This is a genomic window from Microcoleus sp. w1-18aA5, assembly GCF_036701705.1.
Classification (GTDB): Bacteria; Cyanobacteriota; Cyanobacteriia; order Cyanobacteriales; family Microcoleaceae; genus Microcoleus.
The window spans coordinates 116,567-140,621 of the sequence record NZ_JAUPTE010000002.1 but is presented as its reverse complement, the minus strand read 5'-3'; the positions used below and the strand labels follow the sequence as shown (position 1 = coordinate 140,621).

At 44.6% G+C, this 24,055-nt stretch carries 14 protein-coding genes and 1 tRNA gene; 11 read left to right on the top strand and 4 right to left on the bottom strand.

What is annotated here, in order from left to right; all coding sequences use genetic code 11:
- Positions 1-6: 6 nt before the first annotated feature.
- The 7 genes from Q5691_RS01615 (at position 7) to cheB (ending at position 13,168) form a co-directional block, all read left to right on the top strand.
- On the top strand, positions 7-1,773 hold the full coding sequence (locus Q5691_RS01615; protein WP_333214318.1) for a R3H domain-containing nucleic acid-binding protein: 1,767 nt from the start codon (positions 7-9) through the stop codon (positions 1,771-1,773).
- A gap of 378 nt (positions 1,774-2,151) precedes the next feature.
- Complete coding sequence (locus tag Q5691_RS01610) at positions 2,152-3,828, top strand: CheR family methyltransferase (RefSeq protein WP_333214316.1); 1,677 nt, start codon at positions 2,152-2,154, stop codon at positions 3,826-3,828.
- A gap of 3 nt (positions 3,829-3,831) precedes the next feature.
- Complete coding sequence (locus Q5691_RS01605) at positions 3,832-4,962, top strand: chemotaxis protein CheW (RefSeq protein ID WP_333159887.1); 1,131 nt, start codon at positions 3,832-3,834, stop codon at positions 4,960-4,962.
- 405 nt (positions 4,963-5,367) lie between these two features.
- Positions 5,368-6,828, top strand: a complete 1,461-nt coding sequence (locus Q5691_RS01600; RefSeq protein WP_333308455.1) for a methyl-accepting chemotaxis protein — start codon at positions 5,368-5,370, stop codon at positions 6,826-6,828.
- A 323-nt stretch (positions 6,829-7,151) separates the two neighbouring features.
- The gene (locus Q5691_RS01595; RefSeq protein WP_333214312.1) at positions 7,152-9,035 is read left to right on the top strand and encodes a methyl-accepting chemotaxis protein; all 1,884 of its coding nucleotides are present in this window, start codon (positions 7,152-7,154) and stop codon (positions 9,033-9,035) included.
- A 119-nt stretch (positions 9,036-9,154) separates the two neighbouring features.
- The gene (locus Q5691_RS01590; protein WP_333343805.1) at positions 9,155-11,650 is read left to right on the top strand and encodes a hybrid sensor histidine kinase/response regulator; all 2,496 of its coding nucleotides are present in this window, start codon (positions 9,155-9,157) and stop codon (positions 11,648-11,650) included.
- Positions 11,651-12,082: 432 nt separating this feature from the next.
- Positions 12,083-13,168: a chemotaxis-specific protein-glutamate methyltransferase CheB gene (cheB, locus tag Q5691_RS01585; RefSeq protein ID WP_333214310.1), complete on the top strand. Its 1,086-nt coding sequence runs from the start codon at positions 12,083-12,085 to the stop codon at positions 13,166-13,168.
- A 149-nt stretch (positions 13,169-13,317) separates the two neighbouring features.
- Here the strand turns inward: cheB and Q5691_RS01580 are convergent, their stop codons facing one another.
- Entirely contained in the window at positions 13,318-13,704 is a 387-nt protein-coding gene (locus tag Q5691_RS01580) for a response regulator (RefSeq protein ID WP_015175702.1), read from the bottom strand.
- A 741-nt stretch (positions 13,705-14,445) separates the two neighbouring features.
- Between Q5691_RS01580 and Q5691_RS01575 the strand changes: the two genes are divergently transcribed.
- Both Q5691_RS01575 and Q5691_RS01570 read left to right on the top strand, forming a co-directional pair.
- The gene (locus tag Q5691_RS01575) at positions 14,446-17,256 is read left to right on the top strand and encodes a GAF domain-containing protein (protein ID WP_333214308.1); all 2,811 of its coding nucleotides are present in this window, start codon (positions 14,446-14,448) and stop codon (positions 17,254-17,256) included.
- Positions 17,257-17,357: 101 nt separating this feature from the next.
- Positions 17,358-17,429 (top strand) — tRNA-Gln (locus tag Q5691_RS01570).
- Positions 17,430-18,177: 748 nt separating this feature from the next.
- Here Q5691_RS01570 and Q5691_RS01565 read toward each other — a convergent pair.
- Entirely contained in the window at positions 18,178-19,455 is a 1,278-nt protein-coding gene (locus Q5691_RS01565; RefSeq protein ID WP_333343795.1) for a serine hydrolase, read from the bottom strand.
- A gap of 179 nt (positions 19,456-19,634) precedes the next feature.
- On the opposite strand from Q5691_RS01565, the gene Q5691_RS01560 reads away from it, so the two are divergent.
- Positions 19,635-20,741 carry an N-acetylmuramoyl-L-alanine amidase-like domain-containing protein gene (locus Q5691_RS01560; RefSeq protein ID WP_333343794.1) on the top strand — a complete coding sequence of 369 codons (1,107 nt, stop codon included), beginning with the start codon at positions 19,635-19,637 and terminating at the stop codon, positions 20,739-20,741.
- 141 nt (positions 20,742-20,882) lie between these two features.
- Here the strand turns inward: Q5691_RS01560 and Q5691_RS01555 are convergent, their stop codons facing one another.
- The gene (locus Q5691_RS01555) at positions 20,883-22,232 is read right to left on the bottom strand and encodes a D-alanyl-D-alanine carboxypeptidase (RefSeq protein WP_333343793.1); all 1,350 of its coding nucleotides are present in this window, start codon (positions 22,230-22,232) and stop codon (positions 20,883-20,885) included.
- A 262-nt stretch (positions 22,233-22,494) separates the two neighbouring features.
- Complete coding sequence (locus tag Q5691_RS01550) at positions 22,495-22,830, bottom strand: ribbon-helix-helix domain-containing protein (RefSeq protein WP_333121924.1); 336 nt, start codon at positions 22,828-22,830, stop codon at positions 22,495-22,497.
- 582 nt (positions 22,831-23,412) lie between these two features.
- On the opposite strand from Q5691_RS01550, the gene Q5691_RS01545 reads away from it, so the two are divergent.
- Positions 23,413-23,928 carry an HNH endonuclease gene (locus Q5691_RS01545; RefSeq protein WP_190660760.1) on the top strand — a complete coding sequence of 172 codons (516 nt, stop codon included), beginning with the start codon at positions 23,413-23,415 and terminating at the stop codon, positions 23,926-23,928.
- Positions 23,929-24,055: the final 127 nt, after the last annotated feature.

Below are 24,055 nucleotides of genomic sequence, written 5' to 3'. Positions count from 1 at the left end.
AGGCGAATGCAGATTACAGACGACCTCAACAGATTATTAGACATCGTGCCAGATGAGATCCGGCAGCCCTTAGAGCAGCACCCGCAGCGCAACAATCTCATTGAGATTGTCATGGATTTGGGCCGCCAACCTGAAGCTCGTTTTCCATCCTTGGCCGAACCTCTTTCTCAAACACCGGTTTCCAAGGCACACCTCAACTATTGCATCGAGCGAGTCGGCCACTTCGGCGGCGACAATCGAGCCGGTATTGAGCAAACCCTGCACCGAATTAGCGCCCTTCGCAACCGCAGCGGCGAGATTATCGGCTTGACTTTGAGGGTGGGCCGCGCTGTGTTCGGGACGATCGGCATTATCCGCGATTTAGTGGAAACCGGTCAGTCAATTTTGATGCTCGGCCGCCCTGGGGTTGGCAAAACCACGGCCCTGCGCGAAATTGCCCGCGTCCTCGCCGATGACTTGGAAAAACGGGTGGTAATCATCGACACCTCCAACGAAATTGCCGGAGATGGAGATATTCCCCACCCAGCGATCGGTAGAGCTCGCAGAATGCAAGTTTCCCGTCCCGAACTCCAGCACCAAGTCATGATCGAAGCAGTGGAAAACCATATGCCGCAAGTGATCGTGATTGACGAAATCGGCACGGAACTCGAAGCTTTGGCGGCTCGGACGATCGCCGAAAGGGGCGTGCAGTTGGTAGGTACCGCCCACGGGAACCGGATCGAAAACTTGATGAAAAACCCGACTCTGGCAGATTTAATTGGGGGCATCCAAGCGGTGACGCTGGGAGATGACGAAGCAAGACGGCGCGGTTCTCAAAAGACGGTTTTGGAACGCAAAGCACCACCAACTTTTGAAATTGCCATCGAAATGCTGGAACGGCAGCGCTGGGTAATCCACGAGCGAGTTGCAGATTCGATCGACACTCTGCTGCGGGGACGCGAACCGAGCCAGCAAATCAGAAGCATCAGCGAGACAGGAGAAGTAATTATCGAGCAGGAGTCGGCAACTCCCCCCGCGCGGTTTCCGGGGATGGCAGCTTCCAGCAGCCCGGCTGCTGTCTCGGCAATCCGGCCCGTCACACCGATCTCAGGGTGGCGGAGTGCTGGCAAAATGGTGCCGATGCCCGCTCCCAGCGAGAACTTAGCTGCTAAGAGCGCGCCGGTTGCTGAGACTCGGTATTTCGAGCAACTGCTCGAAGAATCCCTGTCCGTTGAGCCTGTACCTAAGCCTGGACGTTTTTCCCAGAATGTCGGCCCTAACGGCGAAGATTTGCCCCTCCACGTTTATCCTTACGGCATACCTCGCCACCAGCTCGAACAGGTGATTTCGACGCTGAACCTGCCGATACTGCTGACCAAGGATATTGAGAGCGCTGACGTGGTTTTGGCTTTGCGATCGAACGTTCGGAACCAGTCGAAATTGAGGCACTTGGCCAAAACTCGCCAAGTTCCCCTGCACACAATTAAGGCAGGGACTATTCCCCACGTAGCGAGAGCTTTGCGGCGTCTGTTGGACATGGATGACCCCGGCACGCCGGAAGTGGCAGACCTCGCCTTATTCGCCCGCAGCGGTTCTTCTGACGAGCTCGAAGCTCTCGAAGAAACCCGCTTAGCAGTGGAGCAAATTGTCATTCCCAAGGGACAGCCGGTGGAACTCCTGCCTCGTTCTCCCAACGTCCGCAAAATGCAGCACGAACTTGTGGAACACTATCACCTGAAGTCCCACAGTTTTGGGGAAGAACCCAATCGCCGCCTGCGGATATATCCAGCTTAAAGTTGGAGATTAGTGCCTTTGAAGGCAGAAGGTAGAAGGCAGAAGGGATATTCTTTTCCTGGCTTCTACCTTCTGCCTTTTGCCTTTTTCCTTTAAGTAGCTGGCAAGTTTCTGATATGATGTGGTGTAACACTGTTATTGTTAAGGCGATCGGCTAAATTCCCAATTTCTACTTCCAAGTTCCCCAATTCCCAATTCCCAATACTTCTACTACACGAGCTTACAAGTTCCCCAATTCCCAATAGTTCAGCTACGCACTTCCCTTCGGCTCCCTGCGGCTTTGCGAACCGACGAGCCGCAGGCTAGCAGCTATGCTCAGCACCAACTCAGTAAAAGTTGCCACTTCCCAAATTATTAAATTAATCTACCTCAGTGGACATGAATGATTCCATAATTCAGCTATTTATAAACTTAATTACTACTGAGATGGGTGTGCGAATTAGAACCCAAGATCGAGCGGATCTGTCTCATAAAATCATGAGTCGGATGAGAGAAAAAAAAATTGCAGAACCAGAACAATATTATAAACTTTTAACCGCCAAAACTTTTGAAAGTAAAAATGAATGGGCAAAATTAGTATTGCTATTAACAACAACTGAAAGTTATTTTATGCGAGATAAAGGACAGTTTGCTCTGTTAAACAGAGTAATTTTTCCTGAATTGATAGACCAGAAAAGAAACTTGCACAAAACATTGGGAATGCAGCCGACACTGCGAATCTGGAGTGCGGGCTGCTCCACCGGTGAAGAACCTTATTCTTTAGCTATTGTTTTAAAACAATTGATTCCCGATTGGGAGCAATGGAAAATATTAATTTTAGGTACAGACATCAATGAAAAAGTAATCAAAAAAGCGCCCCAGGGAGTTTACAGTCATTGGTCGTTTCGCTTGGTTGAACCGCAGATACAAAAGCAGTATTTTCATCAGAGGCAAAATGATTGGGAAATTAATCTAGAATTGCGCGAAAGTGTCAACTTTAGCTGTGTAAATTTAATCAAAGATGAGTTTCCTAATATTTACCAAAATCTTTATAACATAGACTTAATTTTGTGTAGAAACGTTTTTGTGTATTTTGAACATAAGTATATTTCACTGGTACTGCAAAAATTTTCCAAGACACTGAGACCTGGAGGATATTTAATGACCGGTCACGCTGAAGTTTACGGTCAAATTATGAACGAGTTTGAATCCAAGATTTTCCCGGAGTCAGTGGTGTATCAGCGTCGGGATGCAGTACCGGATGAACGCTGTCAAATAGAGTCTAGGGTTGCGACTTTAGGGGAAGCAAACTCGGCATTTCGGGAATTCCCGAAAGCAGATACTATGGGCGATGATAGTGGTGAGTTGCTAACAGGAGAAACTATGCCACCTAGTTTTACTACTAACAGCAATTTTCCAGAGATAGAGATGCCGCCCGTATTAAAAATAAGTAATCTGCTGGGGAATATGCTGCCATCTCCCTATCTGGAGGACGGCTTACCGAACAATGCCGTGTCAGTTACAGAAAAAATAATAGCAGAAAATACTCAAAATCAAACGCCTCAACTGCTAATTTTAGAGGCTAAAAAATTATTTAAAAATCAAGATTATGCTGAGGCTATCAACAAGGCACAAGAGGCAATAGACTTGCAGGGACATAATTTTGATGCTTATTTTTTAATCGCTCAAGTTCAGGCGAATGCCGGCAATTATTCTCAGGCAATAGAATACTGTAATCGAGCTAGAAAAGTAGAGCCGGGATCAGTATATACTGATTATTTACAAGCTCAAATTGCTGAAGAACAGGGTCAATTAGAAACAGCAAAAAATTTATTAAAGAGGACTATTTATATGTGTCCATCTTTTGTTTCAGCTTATATAGAGCTAGGGAATATATACAATAAAGAAGGCCAAGTAAAAAGAGCTCTTAAAATGTACCATTCATCTTGTGAAATCCTGAAAGCGCTGCCGCCAAACACTCCCATAGATTCACAGGGAAAAATGACAGCTAGTCAAGTGCTGATGAATGTTAAAAAAAAATTGTTAAAATTATACAGTAAAGAAACTGTACACTAAAATATGGAAACTAAACCGTATCTTATCTTTGAACAGAACGGTTTTCTCTGCGGTATAGAAGCCTGCTACGTTCGGGAAATTTTCTTTCTGCCGGAGTTGACAGCAATTGCAGAAGCACCTCAAGATATTGTTGGGGCGATCGACCTTCGCGGCGAAATTCTGCCCGTGATGGATCTGAATCTGCGTTTTGGATACGCTTGGCAGGAGTATTCTGTGACAGATAGTACGATCGTCATAGAGTGGCAAGAATCGAAAGTTGGTATAATTGTCAATCAAGTTCGCGAAGTTAAGGAACTCTCAGAAGAAGCCATCACTCCGCAGCTATCTTACGGACGAGAGAATTCAGAAGCTTCTCATTATTTTGTAGCTGGACTTGCCCGCAGCGAAGCCAATATTATCATGCTGCTGAATCTCGATCACTTAATTCGATATTCTCCCGAAAAGTCAGAGGAAATCCAGCCTGTTTCTCCAAGCAATGCAGGTAGTGAAGCAGCAGCAGGTGAGGCAGAGACGGAAAATTTACACGGGCAAATAAATGCAAAAGTGTTAGGTAAAACTCCTAAAATTTTGAGCAAGCGTCACGTTTTTTGCCCGCAGGCTACCCCAGAAGAAAAAGCAATTTTTCAATCGCGCGCTAATCATTTGAGGCTGCGAGGCGAGGGGGAAAATGATGCTGCAATTAATATGTCCCTGGCGGTTTTTGTTTTGAATAGCGAATACTTTGGTATTCATTTAGATCTAGTCCGCGAATTTACTGATATCAACCAAGTAACTCCGGTTCCTTGCACTCCCGATCGCATAGTGGGAAATATAAACTTACGGGGAGAAATTGTGACGCTAATTGATATTCGCAGTGTTTTAAATATGTCTTTAAATATGTCGGAGACTGCCAATTATCTCTCTAAGGCGATCGTTGTTGAAGTGGCGGATTTGGTCGCTGGTATAGTTGTTGACGAAATATTAGATATTATATACTTAAATGTGTCGGAAATTGCGGCTGTTCCGGCAGCACTGCATTCTGCCAACCGCGAATATCTACGGGGGACAGCTATTTATGGGGAAAAAATGATGGCTATTCTCAACTTGCAAAAACTGCTGACAAAAGGAGGAGTAGTTGTTGATGAAGAGGTTTGAATCCAGAACAGGACTTACGCAAAGTATATCTGTCATGAGTGCAGTGAAGCATCTAGCTGGATACTTGATTTCCTTCGCAATCCCGATCCAACGCAGAGATCAAAACTGGTAACGAGCGGGACTTAGCATGAGAGAATTATCTTGAAATGCGTCCAGGACTAAAGAAGTTAATTATATCACAATACGGTTCAGTTAAGCTCGATCTCCCTAGCCCCCCTTCTAAATGGGGGGACAAACAAGAACTTACTCAAAATCCTCGCAACGATGGGGGGATGCGACGGAGATCTCTGAGGAATAAATAGTTTTAACCCAAGCGTATTGAGTTATACCAAATCCGCTTTTCAAGCGAGATTTAACTAAGCAATCTAATTTGTGTATTCACGTGCTTAAATTAAGGAGAAAAATATGTTTTCTAAGTTAATAAAATTAAATATTAGAAATAGAATGCTGCTGGCCTATGTAGCGCCCGCAACTATATACTTGGGTTTTCCCGTGCTAGTTTATACAACTACTAATCATGTGTTGAATAATTTTGCAGAAGTAGAAAGGATAGAAAATGTGATCAGAGACACAAATGATATGTCCGCAGGTGCTGAACAAATGGTACGGGGAATGCGCGGGTATTTAATTAATAAAAATCCGCAGTTTTTAAATGATTTTAAGACAGGTGGAGAATTAGCTCGTGAGTCGGGAAATAGTGCGGAGTTGAAGATGGAAAATCCTGAACAGAGAATGCGTTTAGAGAAGATGCTAGAACTATGCAACGAATATTATGACGGTTCTAGCGAAATAGTTGCTTTATTACAAAAAAATAATAGAACTGCTGCCTTGGCTCTCTTTAACACCGGAAAACAGACACAATTTGTGGATGAATTTGTGGAAATAAATAAGCAATTTCGCGACATAGAAGTAAAAGCGATTAAGCAAGCTACAGAAAAAACGAAGCAATCTTTAGTTTTCTTGATCTCGGCATTGGTATTTGGTTCCGTGTTTTTATTGGTGTTAGGTGCGGTTATAGCTTGGCTGATTTCATCAGGAATTGCCCAAACTATAGATCGCGCAATTAGCTCGATCGCCACTTCTTCCACTGAGATTGCAGCCACCGTGGAAGAACAGGAACGCATGGCAAGTCAGCAAGCAGCTTCCGTAAATCAAACTACTACTACAATGGACGAATTGGGAGCCTCTTCCAGGGCGACATCACAGCAGATAGAAACAGCCGTGGTTCAAGCAATGCAAGCTTTGAATTTAGCTGGAGGTGGCACAAAAGCTGTAGAACAAACTTTAGAAGCAATGGCAACTCTGAAAACTAAAGTTCAGGATATCCAAGGACAAATTATAGAGTTGAGCGAACAAACAGATCACATTGGTAATATCTCAAGTGTAGTTAGCGATTTGGCTAATCAAACTAATATGTTAGCACTCAATGCTGCTGTTGAAGCAGTGCGGGCAGGAGAACACGGCAAAGGGTTTGGCGTAGTGGCGTCAGAAATTCGCAAACTTGCAGATCGCAGTAAAAAGTCAGGAGCGCAAATTAATCTATTAGTTGCTGATATTCAAAAGGCGATTAACTCAACGGTAATGGTGACAGACGAAGGAACTAAAACAGTGGAATCGGGCGTGAATATTGCCTCAGAAACCGCAGCGGCATTTGCAGGAGTTGCCAATGCCATTAACAATGTGGTTTTGAGTTCTCAGCAAATTTCGCTGAATGCCAAACAGCAATCGATCGCGATCGAACAGGTAGTGCAAGCTATGAACTCTCTCAATCAAGCCGCAGCCCAAACCGCTTGCGGTATCAGTCAAACTAAAGTCGGTACTCAAAAATTGAATGAAGCAGCCTTAGATTTGAAAGCAGTTTTGTAGGAAAGCAATGAATTATGAGTAGTTCCCCAAAAAGGCTAAATATATCCTTAAGAATTAAAACAATTGCTTTGGCGATAGGCCTCGCTACAATTCCAGCGATATTAACGGGAGTAATAACTTGTTTATGGGCAAATGCCAATAAAAACCTAATATCAAATCAGTCGTGTAGTGAGTTGTGAGTTATTATTAGGGGGTTGTTATTTTTTCTTGACTACCACTTCCCAAATCCCAATACTTCGGCTACCCGATCATACAATTTTCTAGTTCTCTATACTTAGACTATGCGAGCGTACAAGTTACCAGTAACCGATTCCCAGTAACTAATGATTAACAATTTTTTCCAAAAAATGCAGCATCGACTGTTGCTGCTCCTAATTTTAAGTACCTTGATTCCAGTATCTATTGTTGGTTGGTATGGAATTTCTTCTTCAACAGAAGCACTGCAAAATTTAGCATTAATAACCCTTAGTGACAGTGTTAATTCCACCGCCAATCAAATGACTAACAAATTGGAAAATCTGAGAGCCGATATTTTGTTTCTCCGCAAAACTCCCCCAGTTCAGGGAATGATTAGAGCTAGAGAAGGAAATGGATTAGACAAACAAACTAATTCAACTTATAAAGATTGGGTTTATCGAATGCAACTCACATTTTTATCTATGATGGAAGCCAAGCCATATTATATGCAATTGCGTTACATAGATAACAGCGGTAAGGAGATCGTGCGCGTAGATTCTGACGGCACCAATATCAAAGTTATTCCAGATTCTCAACTACAAAATAAAGCAGACACAGATTACTTCTCGGCAACTATGAAGCTAAAATCAGGAGAAGTCTATGTGTCTTCCTTAAATCTGAATAAGGAAAGGGGGAAAATAGAAATTCCTTACAAGCCAACAATTCGCTATGCCACTCCAATTTTTAATCCCAAAGGAGAAAGACAAGGCTTTGTCATTACTAATGCTCTGGGTAGCACTCTACTCGATATGGTTAAAAATTTCAATCCTGAACTATCAGACCAATCTTTTATCTTAAATCAAGATGGGTATTATCTGGCTCATCCCAATCCTAAAAAAGCATGGGGATTTGAACTCAAAACCAAGGAAAATGTCAAAAATGATTATTCAGGAGACCTTGTTGCTAAAATACTCTCAGGTGGCCAGGGAAATATTGATAATAGGGAGCTAGTGATTAGCTATAATACAGTTTTTCCCAGCAAACAAAATACCAATAAGTTTTTAGTGATAGTGGATAGTTCACCCAAAAAACTGCTATTTTATTCCATCGATTCGCTTCAAAAAATAGCAGCGTTGATTGCTATTGTTTCCCTGGCTGTGGTGCTGGGATTTGGCTGGTTTTTTCTCAAACAGATTGTTGCTCTCATTCGGGGGCTGATTTACCAAATATCCTCATTTTCAATGCAAATAGAATCTAATATGAATAGGCAAGAACAAATAGCAGATAGGCAATTTGTTTCGGTCAATCAAACAACTATAACTCTAGAAAATTTGGGCAGATCTTCCCAGCAAACAGCCGAGCAAGCTGAGTCTGTTGCCATTGCCGCTCGCCAAGCTTTAAATCTAGCCGAAGAAGGTACTAAAAAGGTAGATCAAACTCTCAATCAAATGCTGAATCTTAGAGAAGCTGTGGTGGCAATTTCTAAGCAAAATCATCGACTCGACGACAGCACGAGTCAGATTGGCAATATATCGACTCTCGCAAGTTTGGTTAGCGATTTAGCCAGCCAAACTAATATGCTGGCTCTCAACGCCGCTGTTGAAGCAGTCAGAGCCGGCGAGTACGGTAAAGGTTTTGCGGTGGTAGCAAGCGAAATTCGTAAGTTAGCAGATGAAAGCCAACAAGCAGCACAAAAGATTAATGGTATTGTTCCAGAAATTAAGGGCGCGATCGACTCCACGGTGAAAGCAACTGAAGATAGTCGCAAAACGGTTGCAGAAGGGGTGAAAACAGCACAAGATACGGCAGAAGCTTTTACGGGTGTGAGGGAAGCTTGCAATCTGGTGTTTGCTAGCAACCAGCAAATTTCATTTAATGTTAAACAGCAGGCGATAGCAATTCAGCAAGTAGGTGATGCCATGAGTTCTATGAAGGAATCCGCGTCTCAAACAGTCAGCGGCATTACTCAAGTTAAAATTGGTACTCAACAACTCACAGAAGCTGCATTTAATCTTAAAGAAGTAGTGTAGTCATTAGTCATTAGTCATTAGTCATTAGTCATTAGCAATCGACTGAGTATTCAACATTATTATCATTAGCAATTACCCATGAGCCATGCTCAATTACCTATTACTCAATAACATATATGATGATTGAAGATCAAGAACTTCGAGATGTATTTAAAGTCGCTAGTCAAGAACACTTACAGAAACTAGACGACGGATTGCTGTACTTAGAACAATATCCGAGCGATTTAGCTAAGTTAGAACAATTGTTGCGGGAAACCCATTCTCTTAAAGGTGATGCTGGGATGCTGGGAGTAAAAAATGTAGCATCTTTAGCTCATCAAATGGAGCATATTTTGGGAGCTGTCAAACGGGGAGAAACTCAACTGAATTCGGATATTAGCGATCGACTTTTGCAAGGTTTAGACGCCATGCGGAAACTCGTTAACGAAGCCGTTACCGGCGAAGATTCCGGCGTTAATACTTTTTACATCCTCGCTAGCATGATGGGTGCTTCTAGTCAGCCACAGCCACAGGCTGCTGCCTCAATAGTAGATCCCTCATCTTCACAAGTACCAGAACAACCCTTGGTAGAAGCGCAATTTACTGAGCCTTATACCCAAGAACTAGAAACAAATGTTGAAACTTCTGAAGTCCTTAACTTAGAGAAAAATTTCTCTTTTTTACCCCTACAATCCAACCCAGAATTTCTACTGGAAGCTCAAAACTTGCCTGCACCTTCTGGACCCGCCACTGAGTCGGCTTCGCAGTCGGCAGTTACTGCATCCTCAACCTCATCTTACCGCATTGAAACCATTCGCGTTGCTACTCAAAATTTAGACGATTTAATGACTCAAGCAGGGGAACTTACTGTCACAAAAACTCGGCTAGGACACCGAGTTGCAGATATCGAACAAATTACAACTTTGTGGGAAGAGTGGAGCCGAGAATATTTTGTAACGAGCTTGACCGTTGATCGGATGCAGATAGATGAAAACGGTATTAAAGCCAGCGGTAAATTTAGCCAATTGCAGGATTACTATCAACGTACAGAAGAACGTTTAGAACGTCTCGGAACTTTAGTCAACCGCTTGAGAAATCGAGTTTATGAAGATACTGCTAGACTCGAATTAATCACTGAGGCATTAGAATCAGGAATTCGCACTCTGAGACTTCTGCCTTTGTCTACTATTTTTAATTTATTTCCTCGAACTGTTCGAGATTTAGCAAAACGGGAAGGTAAAGAAGTTGCATTAGTGATTGAAGGAGGCGAAACCACAGCAGACAAACGCATTTTAGAAGAAATGAAAGACCCTTTAATGCACATGCTTAGAAATGCGATCGACCACGGCATTGAAACGGTTGAGGAGCGGAAAAAACTAGGTAAACCTCCCGTGGCAACTCTCCGAATTAAAGGCTATAATATTGCTAGCAATATTATTATTGAAGTTGCTGATGATGGTCGGGGACTAAATCTAGAGAGCATTAAACAAACTGCTGTAAAACGCAATATTTGTACGCTTGAACAACTGGCCGAAATGACCGAAAATCAAGTACAATCTTTGATTTTTACTCCGGGTTTTTCGACCAAAAAATTTGTTACCGAAGTATCGGGGCGCGGGGTGGGTTTAGATGTAGTTCGCACTAATGTTGAAGCCCTAAAAGGTAGTATTCAAGTAGAGTCTTTACCGGGAAAAGGATGCACTTTGAGGCTGCAAATCAGCACGTCTTTAGCTACAGCAAATGTATTAATTGTCACAGTTGAAGACATTCCTTATGGTCTGCCAGTCGAGTTTGTAGACACGGCACAACTGGTGTCTCAGTCTGAGATATTTGCTATAGAAGGTAAGGAAACTATACTTTCAAAGGGTCAGCCTCTGTCAGTTGCTCATCTGACAGATTTACTAGCATTAAACAATAGAAAAGGGTGGCAAAAAAGTCGGTATCTGAGACAGGAAACAGGGAGTGAAATTTCGATAAAAAATCAAAACTACTTCCGAAATTCAAGCTCTGCAAAAATGCCTTGTATTGTTTTGAAAGTTGGGGAGGAAAGATTGGGATTATTTGTAAATGCTTTGATAGACGAACAGGATGTGGTTATGAAACCTCAAAGTCTATTGCTGAAACGGGTGCGAAATGTTTCGGGTGCCACAATTCTCGGTACTGGGGAAGTTTGTATGGTACTCAATCCCCACGATTTGATAAAATCTGTACGCCAGCAAGTTTCGTCCCGTGGGGTTTCTGGTGCGCGATCACAACTTGAGACAGCCAGCAGAAAACAAGTTATACTATTAGCAGAAGACTCGATCGCCACGCGCACTCAAGAAAAACGCATCCTGGAAGGTGCGGGTTACGAAGTTGTGACTGCGGTAGACGGATTGGATGCTTTCCATAAATTAAAAACTCGCGATTTTGATGCTGTGATTTCTGACATACAAATGCCAAATTTAGACGGTTTGGCCCTGACTATTAAGATTCGGGAGCAAAAAGAATACAGTGAGTTGCCGATAATTTTAGTGACATCTTTGGCATCGGATGAAGATAAAAAAAGAGGGGCTGATGCGGGGGCAAATGCTTATATTCCTAAAGGTACTTTCAATCAAGATGTGCTGGTAGAGACACTAAAAAGGTTAGTTTAGTCATTAGTCATTACTCCTTGGTTAGGAGGCATTTGTTATTTACTACCAATTAGCAAGGTTTAATATCCAGTGTCCCGTGCACCATTACCAGTGCATCGATGCCCAATGCCCAATACTTTGACTACGCGGTTACTGAGCGACTCGTGCTGAGCTTAGCCACTCGCCCTGCGCGCCTTGCCCGCTAAGCTTCGCCGAAGGGAAGTAAGTCGAAGGGTAGCACAAGTGCCCTATTCCCCAGGGGGGTTTCATTTTCTTGTAGGGGCAAACCCTCGTGAAGAGCCCCGATGCCTGAAATGCCCATGAAATCATCTGTGGGTGGGGGCTGGCATTCTTAGCACCGCCCCTACAAAAGCCTGATTTTCCGTAGGGGCAATCCCCCCGTGGTTGCCCCGAAACAGCCCCATTTCCCATTCCCCATTCCCCAGCAAACTGATGTTATCGCCCATTAAACTATTGTTAGTTGAAGATTCTCCAGTCGTTACGATCGTCCTCAAACGCATTTTTGAGTCCTCGCCAGACATCCAAGTTGTAGGAACTGCTTGCAACGGATTAGAAGGACTAGAATTAATTCCCAAAGTTCAGCCCCAAGTAATCTGTACGGATTTGAACATGGCACCAATGAACGGGTTAGAATTTACGGAAGAAGTAATGAAGAAATATCCACTACCAATTTTAGTAATTAGTGCTTCAGTGCAAGCGAATGATACTCAGAATGTATTTCAAGTGTTAAAGGCTGGTGCATTGGATGTTTTTCCGAAACCGATTGGCGGGTTGATATCTGACTACGATCGCCTAGCAAATCAATTAATAGCTAAGGTAAAAATCCTCTCAGGAGTTAAAGTATTTACACGGCATCAAAAAAAGACGCCACTAGAAGATAATAATCAAATTTTAAAAATTAACCAAGCACCAGTTCCTAATTACAAATTTTCCAACGAAAATGTTAAATCTTCAACTATTAAAGTATTGGCCATAGGGGCTTCTACGGGGGGACCACAAGCGCTGTACGCGATTATTTCTAAACTTCCGGCTAGTTTTCCAGTGCCTATAATTTGCGTTCAGCACATCAGTGAAGGTTTTTTGCAAGGATTAGTTGATTGGCTGGGTAATGAATCGAAACTGCCTGTTAAAATAGCTTCTTTTGGAGAATTGCCACAAGCAGGAACTGTTTATTTTCCGCCAGAAAAACGTCATTTAGAATTGGATTCTCAAGGGCGATTTATTTATTCAGAAGCTGCTCATGCTGCGGGACACTGCCCTTCTGTAACGGTGACATTTAAGTCGGTAGCTAATTTTTATAGTCGGGCAGCAGCAGGGGTTTTACTGACAGGAATGGGTAGAGATGGTGCTGACGGAATGTTGGCTATCGCCAGAGAAGGGGGGTTGACAATCGCCCAAGACGAGGCTAGCTGCATTGTCTTCGGAATGCCCAAGGAGGCGATCGCCCTTGGTGCCGCCCAATATGTTTTACCTGTCAGTGCGATCGCTCCCCTACTCCTGGCTAAATTAAAAATTTAGGACTTACCTCGCAAATAGTGCAGAATGCCCCGCCCCTCGACTTGTTAAAGAAGTCGAGGATCACAGAACGCGATCGCAACTTTTTAGTTCATTAATTACTCAAATTACTTGATTAATTACTCAAAACTGACTTTTTTCCCTAAGTCCGATTATTTGATTTTAATAAACTTACCAATTACCTCGCGCAACTTATCGGCATCAAACGGCTTAGTTAAATACTCTGTTGCTCCCGCCAAACGCCCCTGTACCTTATCAAATGCTCCATCTCGCGCTGTCAGCATTACGATCGGCAAATTCTGAAACTGAGGCAAGCTCCGCACTGTGCGGCATAGTTCCAATCCGTCAATACCAGGCATCGAAACATCCAGCAACAAAACAGAAATTTGTTCGTGATAAATCGTTGACAAAGCATCCACTGCATTGTCGGTTACGAGAACTCGAAACTCTTTGCTTAAGGCCTGTTTAACAAGTCCTTGCATCACGACGCTATCATCAACTGCCAAAATAGTTGGTACTTGACTGCTACTTGCAGACATATTCTTCTCCCTGTTTATTTATAGTTCTTGAAAATACAAAACATACTTCGTTCAGTTATTTTTTGAGCGTTGCCTCTACCCAATAATTGTCAACTCCCTTGGAGCGTTAGTTGAAACTTTACCCCTGTTTTTTTACCTCAAACTCGAAAAAAGGGATTGGGAGAGTTGTCGATCGGCAATTACAACAGTTGCAAAATGTGCATCCGGGCCCAAAATCCCTAAAAAGTCGAGTTTGAACAACTATTGTTACAAAGTTTAACATCTTACCAATCTTTTGTAATTCATCTCCTAACTGTAGTTGAACTCCTGGTTAAGGCACAGCTCGGTAAAGGACACTGGTATTGTGGCACAAACCCCTGATTTAAATCTACCAGCAAGCCAGCTACCCACGATTAGACAAGTCTGTTAAAATACAATTAAACTGATAAAAAAATTATAGATAAGCAATAGTCATATATTTTGGAAAGCTGCTTCCTCCCAACAGAGGCTCTGAGATTTAGAGAGCCGGAGGTATTCAAAAGCATAGTCAACTGGAAGTATAATTTATATAGTCTTAGATCTGGGGTGCTCTAACTCCCATAACTCAAAATTTTCCATATCGGTCAAGAGGTTAGTCTGAATTCGGCGCAAGCAACCTGCGCTGAAGTTGCGCCCAGAGTCTCCCAGCACAGAATTCATAGCTTGTTTTTCAAGGGAAGTATTGAGAAGGGCGGTTGCCAGCAACTAGACGGGCAGTTACACATGATGAAATCACCCTTGCCTCTTGGTAAAAAAGTGTTCAAGCTCCATAATATTGATTTGTATCAGCTTCTTGGCTCTGATCCAGAGGCTTGCTTGGACAGTTTGGTCGGTTTGGCAGCTCATATAAGCCGAACTCCTATTGCTTTCTTGAGCTTGATTGACGGTAATCGCCACTGGTTGAAGTCGCAGTTAGGTATCGATCGAACTTTGGCTCACCGTTACCTGAATTTTTGCGCTCGGGCCCTGGACCCAACTCCCGAAGAGTTCGCCCAGAGTTCAAACTCAAACTCGGAATTTGACCGGGCAATTTCTTTACAACAACCGCCAGTTGCTCCCGAATTTGCGAGGGAACTCCCTATAAATTCCTTTAAAGAACTGCCTGCCGCCATTGTTCGAGACGCTTCCACAGATATGAGATTTGGCGAGCATCCGCTGATCGTTTTCTACCCCTTCGTGAAATTTTACGCCGGCATCCCAGTCATGACCTCAGAGGGGCAGATGCTGGGAGTGCTATCCGTCATGGACTCGGTGTCGCGAGACTTGACAAAAGAAACGATAGAAGGTCTGCAAGCTTTGAGTCGGCAAGTTGCGAGTTTGGTGGAGCTGCGCTGGCAATTAGTCAAAGCCCAGAAACAGTTGCCAGAGGTAGAAGATATCACCTCGGACAGCCAGAAAATCTCGGAGTTAGTTCCTGGCTCGAACCGATCGAGCTTGTCTGCGGTACATACGCCACAGAGCAGCATGACAACAATATATGGAACAAAAAAGCTCCCGACGCTGGGAGAAACAGGCAAATCTCAATATGTGTGGGAAGCTTCAGCGGGCATCGGGCGCGCGGACGATACTCAACAAACCCGAGAAATCGTTGCCGGCTCCGGCGACACATCCGATCGCCAACTAACGGCAACGTCCCTACAAGAGCGAGCTCGCTTGGGTTCCCTGCAAGCTAAAGTCGGTGCAGCCCTTGGACAAGGCGGGAAAATATCGGTCATCCTCAACCGGTGCACCGAGGCAATGGTAGAGTATCTCGACGCCACAGGGGTGAGCATCTGGACTTTTAACCTGCAGACAGAGCGGTTAGAATTGCAGGCCAATTCAGGACTTAGCAGCCAAGAGTGGGCAAAAGAAATAGAAGATTGGGTACGAACAGAAGCGGGAAAACTCCAAACTGCTCCTGTGTGCCTACTGTCGAACCCGTCTCTGTGCACCATTGCCTATCCGCTGATTGTGGAGGAGCGACTGGTGGGAGTGATGACTCTGTGCAGTAGCGCTTTGGCAAGCGAGGGAGCGCTAGAAGTTCTGGGTTGCATGGCTAACGCCATCGCCGTGGCGATCGATCGCCACGCAGCCCGAGAAGAATTGTTGAGCCGCCGGGAAGGCTTGCTCTTCGGTCTCGCCAGCCAGATGCGGAATTCCCTCGACCTCGACAAAATTTTAGATACGGCTGTCAACGAAATTCGCAGCTTGTTGCAGGTTGACCAGTGCTACTTTTTGTGGTACTCGATCTCGCGAGACGGGCAGCCAAGCTTTGCCATCACCCACGAGGCGGCAAATCCCGAACTGAAAGAGCGGCTCACAGAATACCCGATCGAACAAGTAACCCTGCTGGCCGAGAAAATTTGCCACCGCCAAACGCTCCGGATCGGCGACGCTGCAACAGCACTGTGCATCGAACCGCCCACGCGAGCTTTTTTGAGCAGTATCGGGATTGTTTCTAACCTGCTGCTGCCAGTCAAGACTCGCTCCGGTCAAATGGGTGCTGTAGTTTGTAACCATTACAGCAGCCACCGTTCCTGGGCGACGAGCGAAGTGGAATTGCTACAAGCGGTGGTGGATCAACTGGCGATCGCGATCGACCAAGCCGAACTCTACGCCCAAACCCGGGCGGCAGCCTTAGCCGCTCAAACTCAAGCCCGCCAACTGACGGAAACTTTGCAGCAGTTGCAGCAGAAAGAAGCTCAGCTCATCCAAAACGAAAAAATGTCCTCTCTTGGTCAAATGGTCGCCGGCGTCGCCCACGAAATTAACAATCCGGTTAATTTTATTTACGGCAACTTGACTTATTGCAAGCAGTACATGAAAAATCTGCTGGATTTGCTGCACTTGTATCAAAAGCATTACCCGGAGCCTTGCCCCGAAATTCTCGACAAAAACGAAGAAATCGATGTTGATTTCCTAGTGCCGGATTTGCTGAAAATTCTCTCTTCAATAGAAATGGGAACTGAACGCATCCGCCAAATTGTCCTGTCTCTGCGGAACTTCGCGCGGCACGACGAAGCCGAGATGAAGCCGGTAGACATTCACGAAGGGATTGACAGCACGCTGCTGATTTTGCAGAGTCGCTTGAAGTCAAACGGGCTAGTGCCAGGAATTGAGGTAATTAAAGACTACGGCGACTTGCCGAAGGTAGAGTGTTATCCCGGACAGCTCAATCAAGTATTTATGAATATTTTGGCGAATGCGATCGACTCTTTGGAAAATCAGCCTCCACCTAAGACGATCAAAATCTCGACGGCGGTAGTGAACCAAGACTCGGAGGCTGATGAGTCAGGAAAGTCGAGGGGTCAAGTTGTGGTGATTCGGATTCAAGACAGCGGGCCCGGATTGCCCGAAAAAGCTAAATGCCATTTGTTTGACCCTTTCTTTACAACGAAACCTGTAGGCAAGGGTACGGGGCTCGGCTTGTCTATCAGCTACCAGATAGTGGTGGAAAAACACGGAGGAAGTTTGAATTGTATCTCGGAACCTGGACAGGGAGCGGATTTCAGGATTGAAATCCCGGTAGCTCGCCCCCCTGCGGTCAAAGCATAAACCTGCGGGCGATCGGTTCCAAAAACATTTTTTAAATTTTATTGTCAAAATGCTTGACAGATTCCCGTGTCGGGGTGTTACTATATTAAATGTTGAGACGTTGGGGCGTCGCCAAGTGGTAAGGCAGCTGGTTTTGGTCCAGCCATTCAGAGGTTCGAATCCTTTCGCCCCAGTTAAATTGTATCCAGTAAATCAATTGTTAAACTCACCGTTTAGAGTTAGCGCTTGGCAGACGAGAGAAAAACGACTTCATTACGACAAACTTAATTAGCACTTGCTCATATCATGTCTGATCGAGTGACCGTGATTAAAAGGGCGGGTTTTTGAGATTGTCAATTATTGGCAGATATTTTTCGTGAACCCGCCCTTACCCTATTAACCCTCTTCTGTCACTCTGGGAAAATAAAAGTGAGAGCCAAATTTTTAACTGTAGATAGAGCGGGGATTTGAGCGTTTATTTTCTAACAGAATGGCGGAAATTAAGATTTTTGATAAAAGTCTTATGCTCTAAGGATTGCAGATTATTTTTTGCCGAAAGTGACAGAAGAGGGTTAAGGGTAATGGGCCGGACATAGTATCATAGGATATCAGAAACCGGGTTTATTTATGCGGGTTTTACCTAACCTAAAAGCATAGAGTTGTGGTCAAAAAATTGTTTTTTTTGGCCGTCAGTACCCATTTTTCGCAGAAACAGTTGTTTGTGCATAATCTCACTTCTGACCGCGCCGGAATTGTAAAATCGAGTCAACATTCAACACTCATATCAAATCCGGTTGCATTGGAATGATTAAACCGCTGTTGACGCAGAGAAAACAGAGGAAGAGAACAGAGAGATGAATAATTCCGATGCTACCGGATTTGATATCAGCCATCCTTCAGTTTTTCGACTAACAGTCAACAGTCAACCGGCCCTACTCAATATCACTCCAAAGTGCTGGGGCCACGAGCGTTTAGCCGATCGAAAACGTATCGAGAAATTGCCGGAAATGTTGTTTCGTCCTTGGCATAAGCCGGATCGTCTGCAAAAACAACTAAGATATAAATCGCGCGATCGTCTAAAGTTCTGACAAAAGCCGCTTCGCTGCGGGATTTGGAAGTATAGCCTACTTTAGAACCAAAATAAATATTAGTTGGTAAAGATTCGCCAAGAAATCCTTTTATTGAATTGCTAGGGTCATTTTTCCATGCCTTGGGGTCTAAGTCTCTAGTCAGCAAGTAAGCCATTTTGCGACTAGCGACGCTGGAAACGGCTTGCCTAGTATAGATTTCATATATTAATCTGGCCGCTTGGTCGGTAGTTACTTGATTGCGAATCGGCTGAGAAGCATCGCCCCGCAATTGCAAGTCGCGACCGATTGGCCCTTCTTGTCTTAAATAGTATATGGGATAATTTTTGGTGCTTATACGAAGATCATTGTAGCCTGCGGACTGGAAAAATGTGTTAATTTGAGTGCGCTTTTTCAGCCATGTTTGCAACTCTTCTCCTGCGAGCCTGCCGCCGGATTTTGTATCTGTGATTTTGTCTAAAAGTCTGCTGGCAGCATCGTTGTTGGAGATGCGAATCATTTGCTCTAGGTCGTTTTTAAAGGCAGATTCTCTTTGCGTAATGATGCCTTTTTCTATGGCTGAGTAAAACGCTGCCATCCAAAATAACTTGGCAACACTAGCGGGAAATCGGAGAGTTTGATTTTGATATCCGGCAAAGGTGTGACTTTTGGAATTGCTGACATCAAATAAGGTAATTGATAGCCGTTCTGCGGGCATTCCTTTGGTGGTTGCAATCTTCACCGCTTCATCAACAATCCCTTGCAATTCTTGAGAGTAAACTGGATTGGGAGGTGTTTTTATGTTGTAGCTAAAGGTAGGCTCGCTTTGACGATCGGCTAAATTGTCCGATGGTTCAATTGTCGGAGGCGAGAGTGTTTCTTGAGGCGAGACGGCCTGTTTAGCCAAGATGACTGGCGGTTCTGGGGGACGGCGAATTCTGAACGGTATTGTGACAATCCACCCGATCGCGATCGCCCCGGCAATTAAGCACAGGATATTACGGTATTTTAAGCGAGAAAATTTCGTCCTGACTCGACGACGGGATTGGACAGGAGGCTGGCTGCTTTGGCGTCGTGGCCGGATTGGGCCTAGGGGCTCGATGGGGCGTCGGGCGGGAATTGGGCGTGGGCGGCGTCGGCGTTCTACTTGCATTACAGTTTTGTGCTATCAAACTCGCACGATCAGTTTATAATAGGGCGGCGTCTAAATGACAAGTGTATCGATCTAGTCCGCTGTTGCCAATTTTATCTGTCTACTAGGCTGATTGAGACTTCTAGTAATTGTAAAATTTTCAGGATAGCACTGAGTTGAAGCAAAATCCTTTGAAAAACATGAGAAATTTTTGGAGTCTGGCTGTTTTGGGATTTGCGATCGTCGGCGTGAATAATTCTTTGATCCCTGATTTTTGGGCATTTCAGTCTCAATCTGCTACGGGATATGTTCTCGATGGACAAACAGCAGGACAGGGGGCGGATCTAGCGTTTTCCTTGACGGGAGAAAGCGAAAATCTGGAAATAAAAAACAAGCAAAGTGTTTCCAGTTTTCCGAGTATGTTGTGGGACTTCAACAATTTAGCGGAAATTTCCTATTCCGAATTGCTGAAAGTGCTTGCGAGACGATCGGACTCCAATAATACCGAGAGAGAAACCGTTGCACAACCTGAAGACATAGCACGTTTTGAAAAGGTTGTACAGTATGCAAAACAACAAAATTTGCACGATCGCTCGATCGGAGAAATTGTCCAGGCGATCGCCAATAACTTTCTAGGAAAGCCCTACGCCGCCGGGTTGTTGGACAAATCCGGCGAAGAAAAGTTGATCATAACTTTGAATAAATTTGATTGCGTTTTATTTGTAGAAACCGTTTTGGCGATCGCCAGGGGCGTAGCAGTACAAGATTACGACTATCAAAATTTTGTCGATCGCATAGAACAACAGCGATATTTAAACGGTAAAATTAACGGTTATTGCAGCAGATTGCATTATTTTTCCGAATGGATTAATGACAATCAAAAACGGCAAACAGTGGAAAATATCACCGCTGAATTAGGCGGAGTGCCCATGAATAAAACACTAAATTTCATGAGTCAGCACCGCAACAGTTATCCGCAAATGGTTAAAGACGAAGCAACTTATCAGTGCATAGTCAGCCAAGAAGCAGACTTAGCAAAAACTACTGTTAATTACATCCCCACAAATCAGATAAAAAGTGTTTATTCTCAGTTAAAACCAGGGGATATTATAGCAGTAGCGACGGATGTTAAAGGATTGGATGTCACCCACACGGGTTTAGTCTACCGTAATGCTGACGGCAATATGGGTTTAATTCACGCTTCGCCGGCTGGGCAGGTGACAGTTGCTTACGACTTGCAGAGATATATTAGGAGAGTCGAAAGTGCGATCGGCATTGTGGTAGCGAGGGCGAAAACCCCTAATTAAATTAGTTTGTATTCGTAAAGTGCATCAGCTTGCATTATTTTAGCTGAAAATTTAAAATTTCTGTGTTGACGAACCCTACAAACTCTGTTGTGGGGTGGGCTTCTAGCCCAACCGGAATATACAAATTAAATGCACAACAGTTTATTGAACAATTTCGCTGCGAGATACCTTACTCTTTCTAGCAGGATTTGGCGTTAATTCCGGCGGCGAAACTTGAACACTTCCCCACTCATTCAAAAAGCTTTTCAGCAAAACCTCTTGCTGAGTGCGAAATGTCTCGACATTTGCCCCTCCATTCATAATCACAAACCACACAGTTTCTTGTTTTTGAGTTGGCAAAGCTCCGCCCAAAGCGCTAACATTATCCAACGTGCCCGATTTGACCACTGCTAATTGGGGAAGCGCGCGTTCTGCCAGTATTCCTTGATCTTTCCCAACTACAGTTAAGACATCAGCAACTGTCATGCTGTAAGGTTCAAGATAGCGTTCTAAAGCTATAAACAACGCACAAGCAGCCCGGGGAGAAATGAGATTTTCTTCGCTCAATCCCGAACCATTGACGAGTTGAATTTCTGCGGGAGGAACTCCGGCTGCTGCTGCTGCTTTTTGCGCGACTGTTTTGGCGCCGCCGACAGTATCAGCTAGCATATCTGCCATGAGATTGTTGCTGTACTGATTCATTTTTTTGATCAGTTCAGCAAGGGGCAAAGAATAATGTTTGACTAAAGGCTGCACGTCATTAGGAGGTGCTGCCAAAACTTTTACAGTACCCTCAATTGATATTTGGGGTTTTGGCGTATTGGGAGGCAGTGTTTGATACTGGGCGGCGGCTTCGCTGGGCCAGATTTGACTGTTCAATCCTTGTTTGAGCAATTCTCCCGATTTGAGGGGATCAAGTTCAAAGTTCATGTAAAACTTATCGACAATTATCAAATTACCACTGACTCGCTTGATGCCTTTTTGATTTAAGGCGTTACCAAGGGCGATCGCCTCTTCCCAGACAAACAAGGGATCGGCGTTTCCCTGTACAATTAAATCGCCTTTTAATACGCCGTTTTCAATTTTTCCAGTTGTACCAATTAAGGTGATAAATTCATGTTCCGGCCCGAATTCTTGCAGTGCTACCAGAGATGTGGCTACTTTGGTAATAGAAGCAGCCGACAGAGGAACGGTACCTTGATGATTGGCTAGCAAAGTGTTGCCAGATTGCATCCAGACTCCTTGGTTTTCTTTGGCAAAACCTTGGGCAGCCAACCCGTTGAGATATTGCTGGATTTTGGTATTTGTGGCTGTTTCGGGATTGCTAACAGAGACTATTAAGGGCTGAGGCTGATTTGGTTTAACTGGGGGCGGGGAAGATTCAGCTACAGGAGAGGGAGATGCAAGTTGAGGTGATTCAGTAGCGGCGCATCCGGCAATAATTGTGAGAAGGGCGATCGAACTCGCAGCAGTCAAGTAGCGGTTTTTCAGCATTACTTTATTTTTGTTCATCAAATGTACGATCGTCTGTTCGGCACGCCCGATGGAAAGTTTAGCATTCTTCTCGCGCGTGGGGCGAGCCTCCGGATCTGCGTTACCAAACTCCCGAACCGCTAAAATTGCCTATTTTCTTCCTTCTCTAATCTTTCTTCGCGCACTTCGCGTCTTCGCGGTTCGTTAAATATATCTCCTTGAAATGCTTCGGAAACCCATCTTCAGCGCCTGGGGCCTTCACCCCAGGCCGATCGCTCTCACAAATTTTCGATAAACTGGTTTATCCAGCCATACTCCCTATACTCAGCGGCACCATTTCGCCGTGCATTGTCAGGCCTAATAACATCGGCCCGCCCGGTCGAATCAACTCTCCTGTAAGCGCGCAGCGTTCCTCCTGCTGTGCTGTGGCATTAATGCTGGCTCGAATATCCGATCGAGAAAACATCTGCCGATACTCTCCAGACTTCTGCTGCACGTAATTCCAGAGCAAATCTCGAATCAAAGCTTGATAGCCTTGATTGCCCGCGAGTTCTTTAAGTCTCTCCTTGAGCTCTTTTTCGAGTCGAATGCTGGTGACTTCCATTTCGGTGGTTGAGGTTCTAGGTAGGGTATGCATAATTTTTTCTCCGTGACGGGTGGACATATGTGTAATATCAGTGTAGTATGTTTACAGCTAGATTGAAAGCCTCTTAACCACCTTCTGCCTACAGTGAAATTTCTCCCCACCTACTCCACCTATCAACTGAAGTGCGATCGCCCCACGGGTCGCTCCGAGTCGTTACGGCACGTCTTTAGCACGGGTTTTGCGACTGTCGCAGCGACCTCGTGGGCGGGCTTGGCCCTAAATAAACACGGTTATAGTGGATTAGGAGAAATTGCAGAAATTAAAGACAACGAGGTAGATCAGCACGGTCGGCAAGTGGCACAGCCATATCGAGAGACGCGAAGCGGGAGGTACAGCTAAACTACTGTACCAAGACAGGATGAAAATTTGCATGAAAGCAGTTTTTCTGGCCCCCGCTTCTAAGTAAGAGAAGCGGGGGCATTTGATTGGGTATTTGATAAATTCGATCGGGTTGGGGAACTGGCAAAAAATCAGATGTAGCCAATGCTGACGAAGTAACCAAAATTCACAATCGACAATCTAAAATTCAAAATCTAAAATCTAAAATTCAAAATTGACGAGGAGGAGCAAGCCGTGACCGTAGTAACTGATGTATTGAGGCAATCTGTGGTGGTATTTTCTCAGAATTACCTACCGATGAGCCGTGTCAACATCAAACGGGCGATCGTACTGTTGGTAACAGGCAAGGCTGAACCTCTGGATTTTAGCATTGGCAACGGCTGGCTGGTACGATCGCCCAGCACCAGCATCCACGTACCTGAACAAATCCGCTTGACTTTTGGTAACAGGGAACGCCTGTGGAAAGTACCCCCGGTCAATCGCCGGGAAGTTCTGCGCCGCGATGCTCATTCTTGCCAATACTGCGGCAGCAATCGGCATTTGACGCTGGATCACGTGATGCCTCGATCGAAGGGCGGCCCGCATACTTGGGACAATGTGGTGACTGCTTGCGAACGGTGCAATTCTCGTAAGGGCGATCGAACTCCCATAGAAGCTGGAATGTCTCTGCGAACTAAGCCGAAGGCTCCTATACACCCCACTGTTGCTTTTGCAGAACTGTTTTGGCACGAATATCAAATTGGGGAATAGGGAATGGGAAGAATTTTAGATTTTAGATTTTAGATTTTAGATTTTAAATTGATGCGTAATGCTCATCTAAAATCTGCCCTAAATCCCAATTCCCAATTCCCGATTCCCGATTTTCAATTTTTAACTT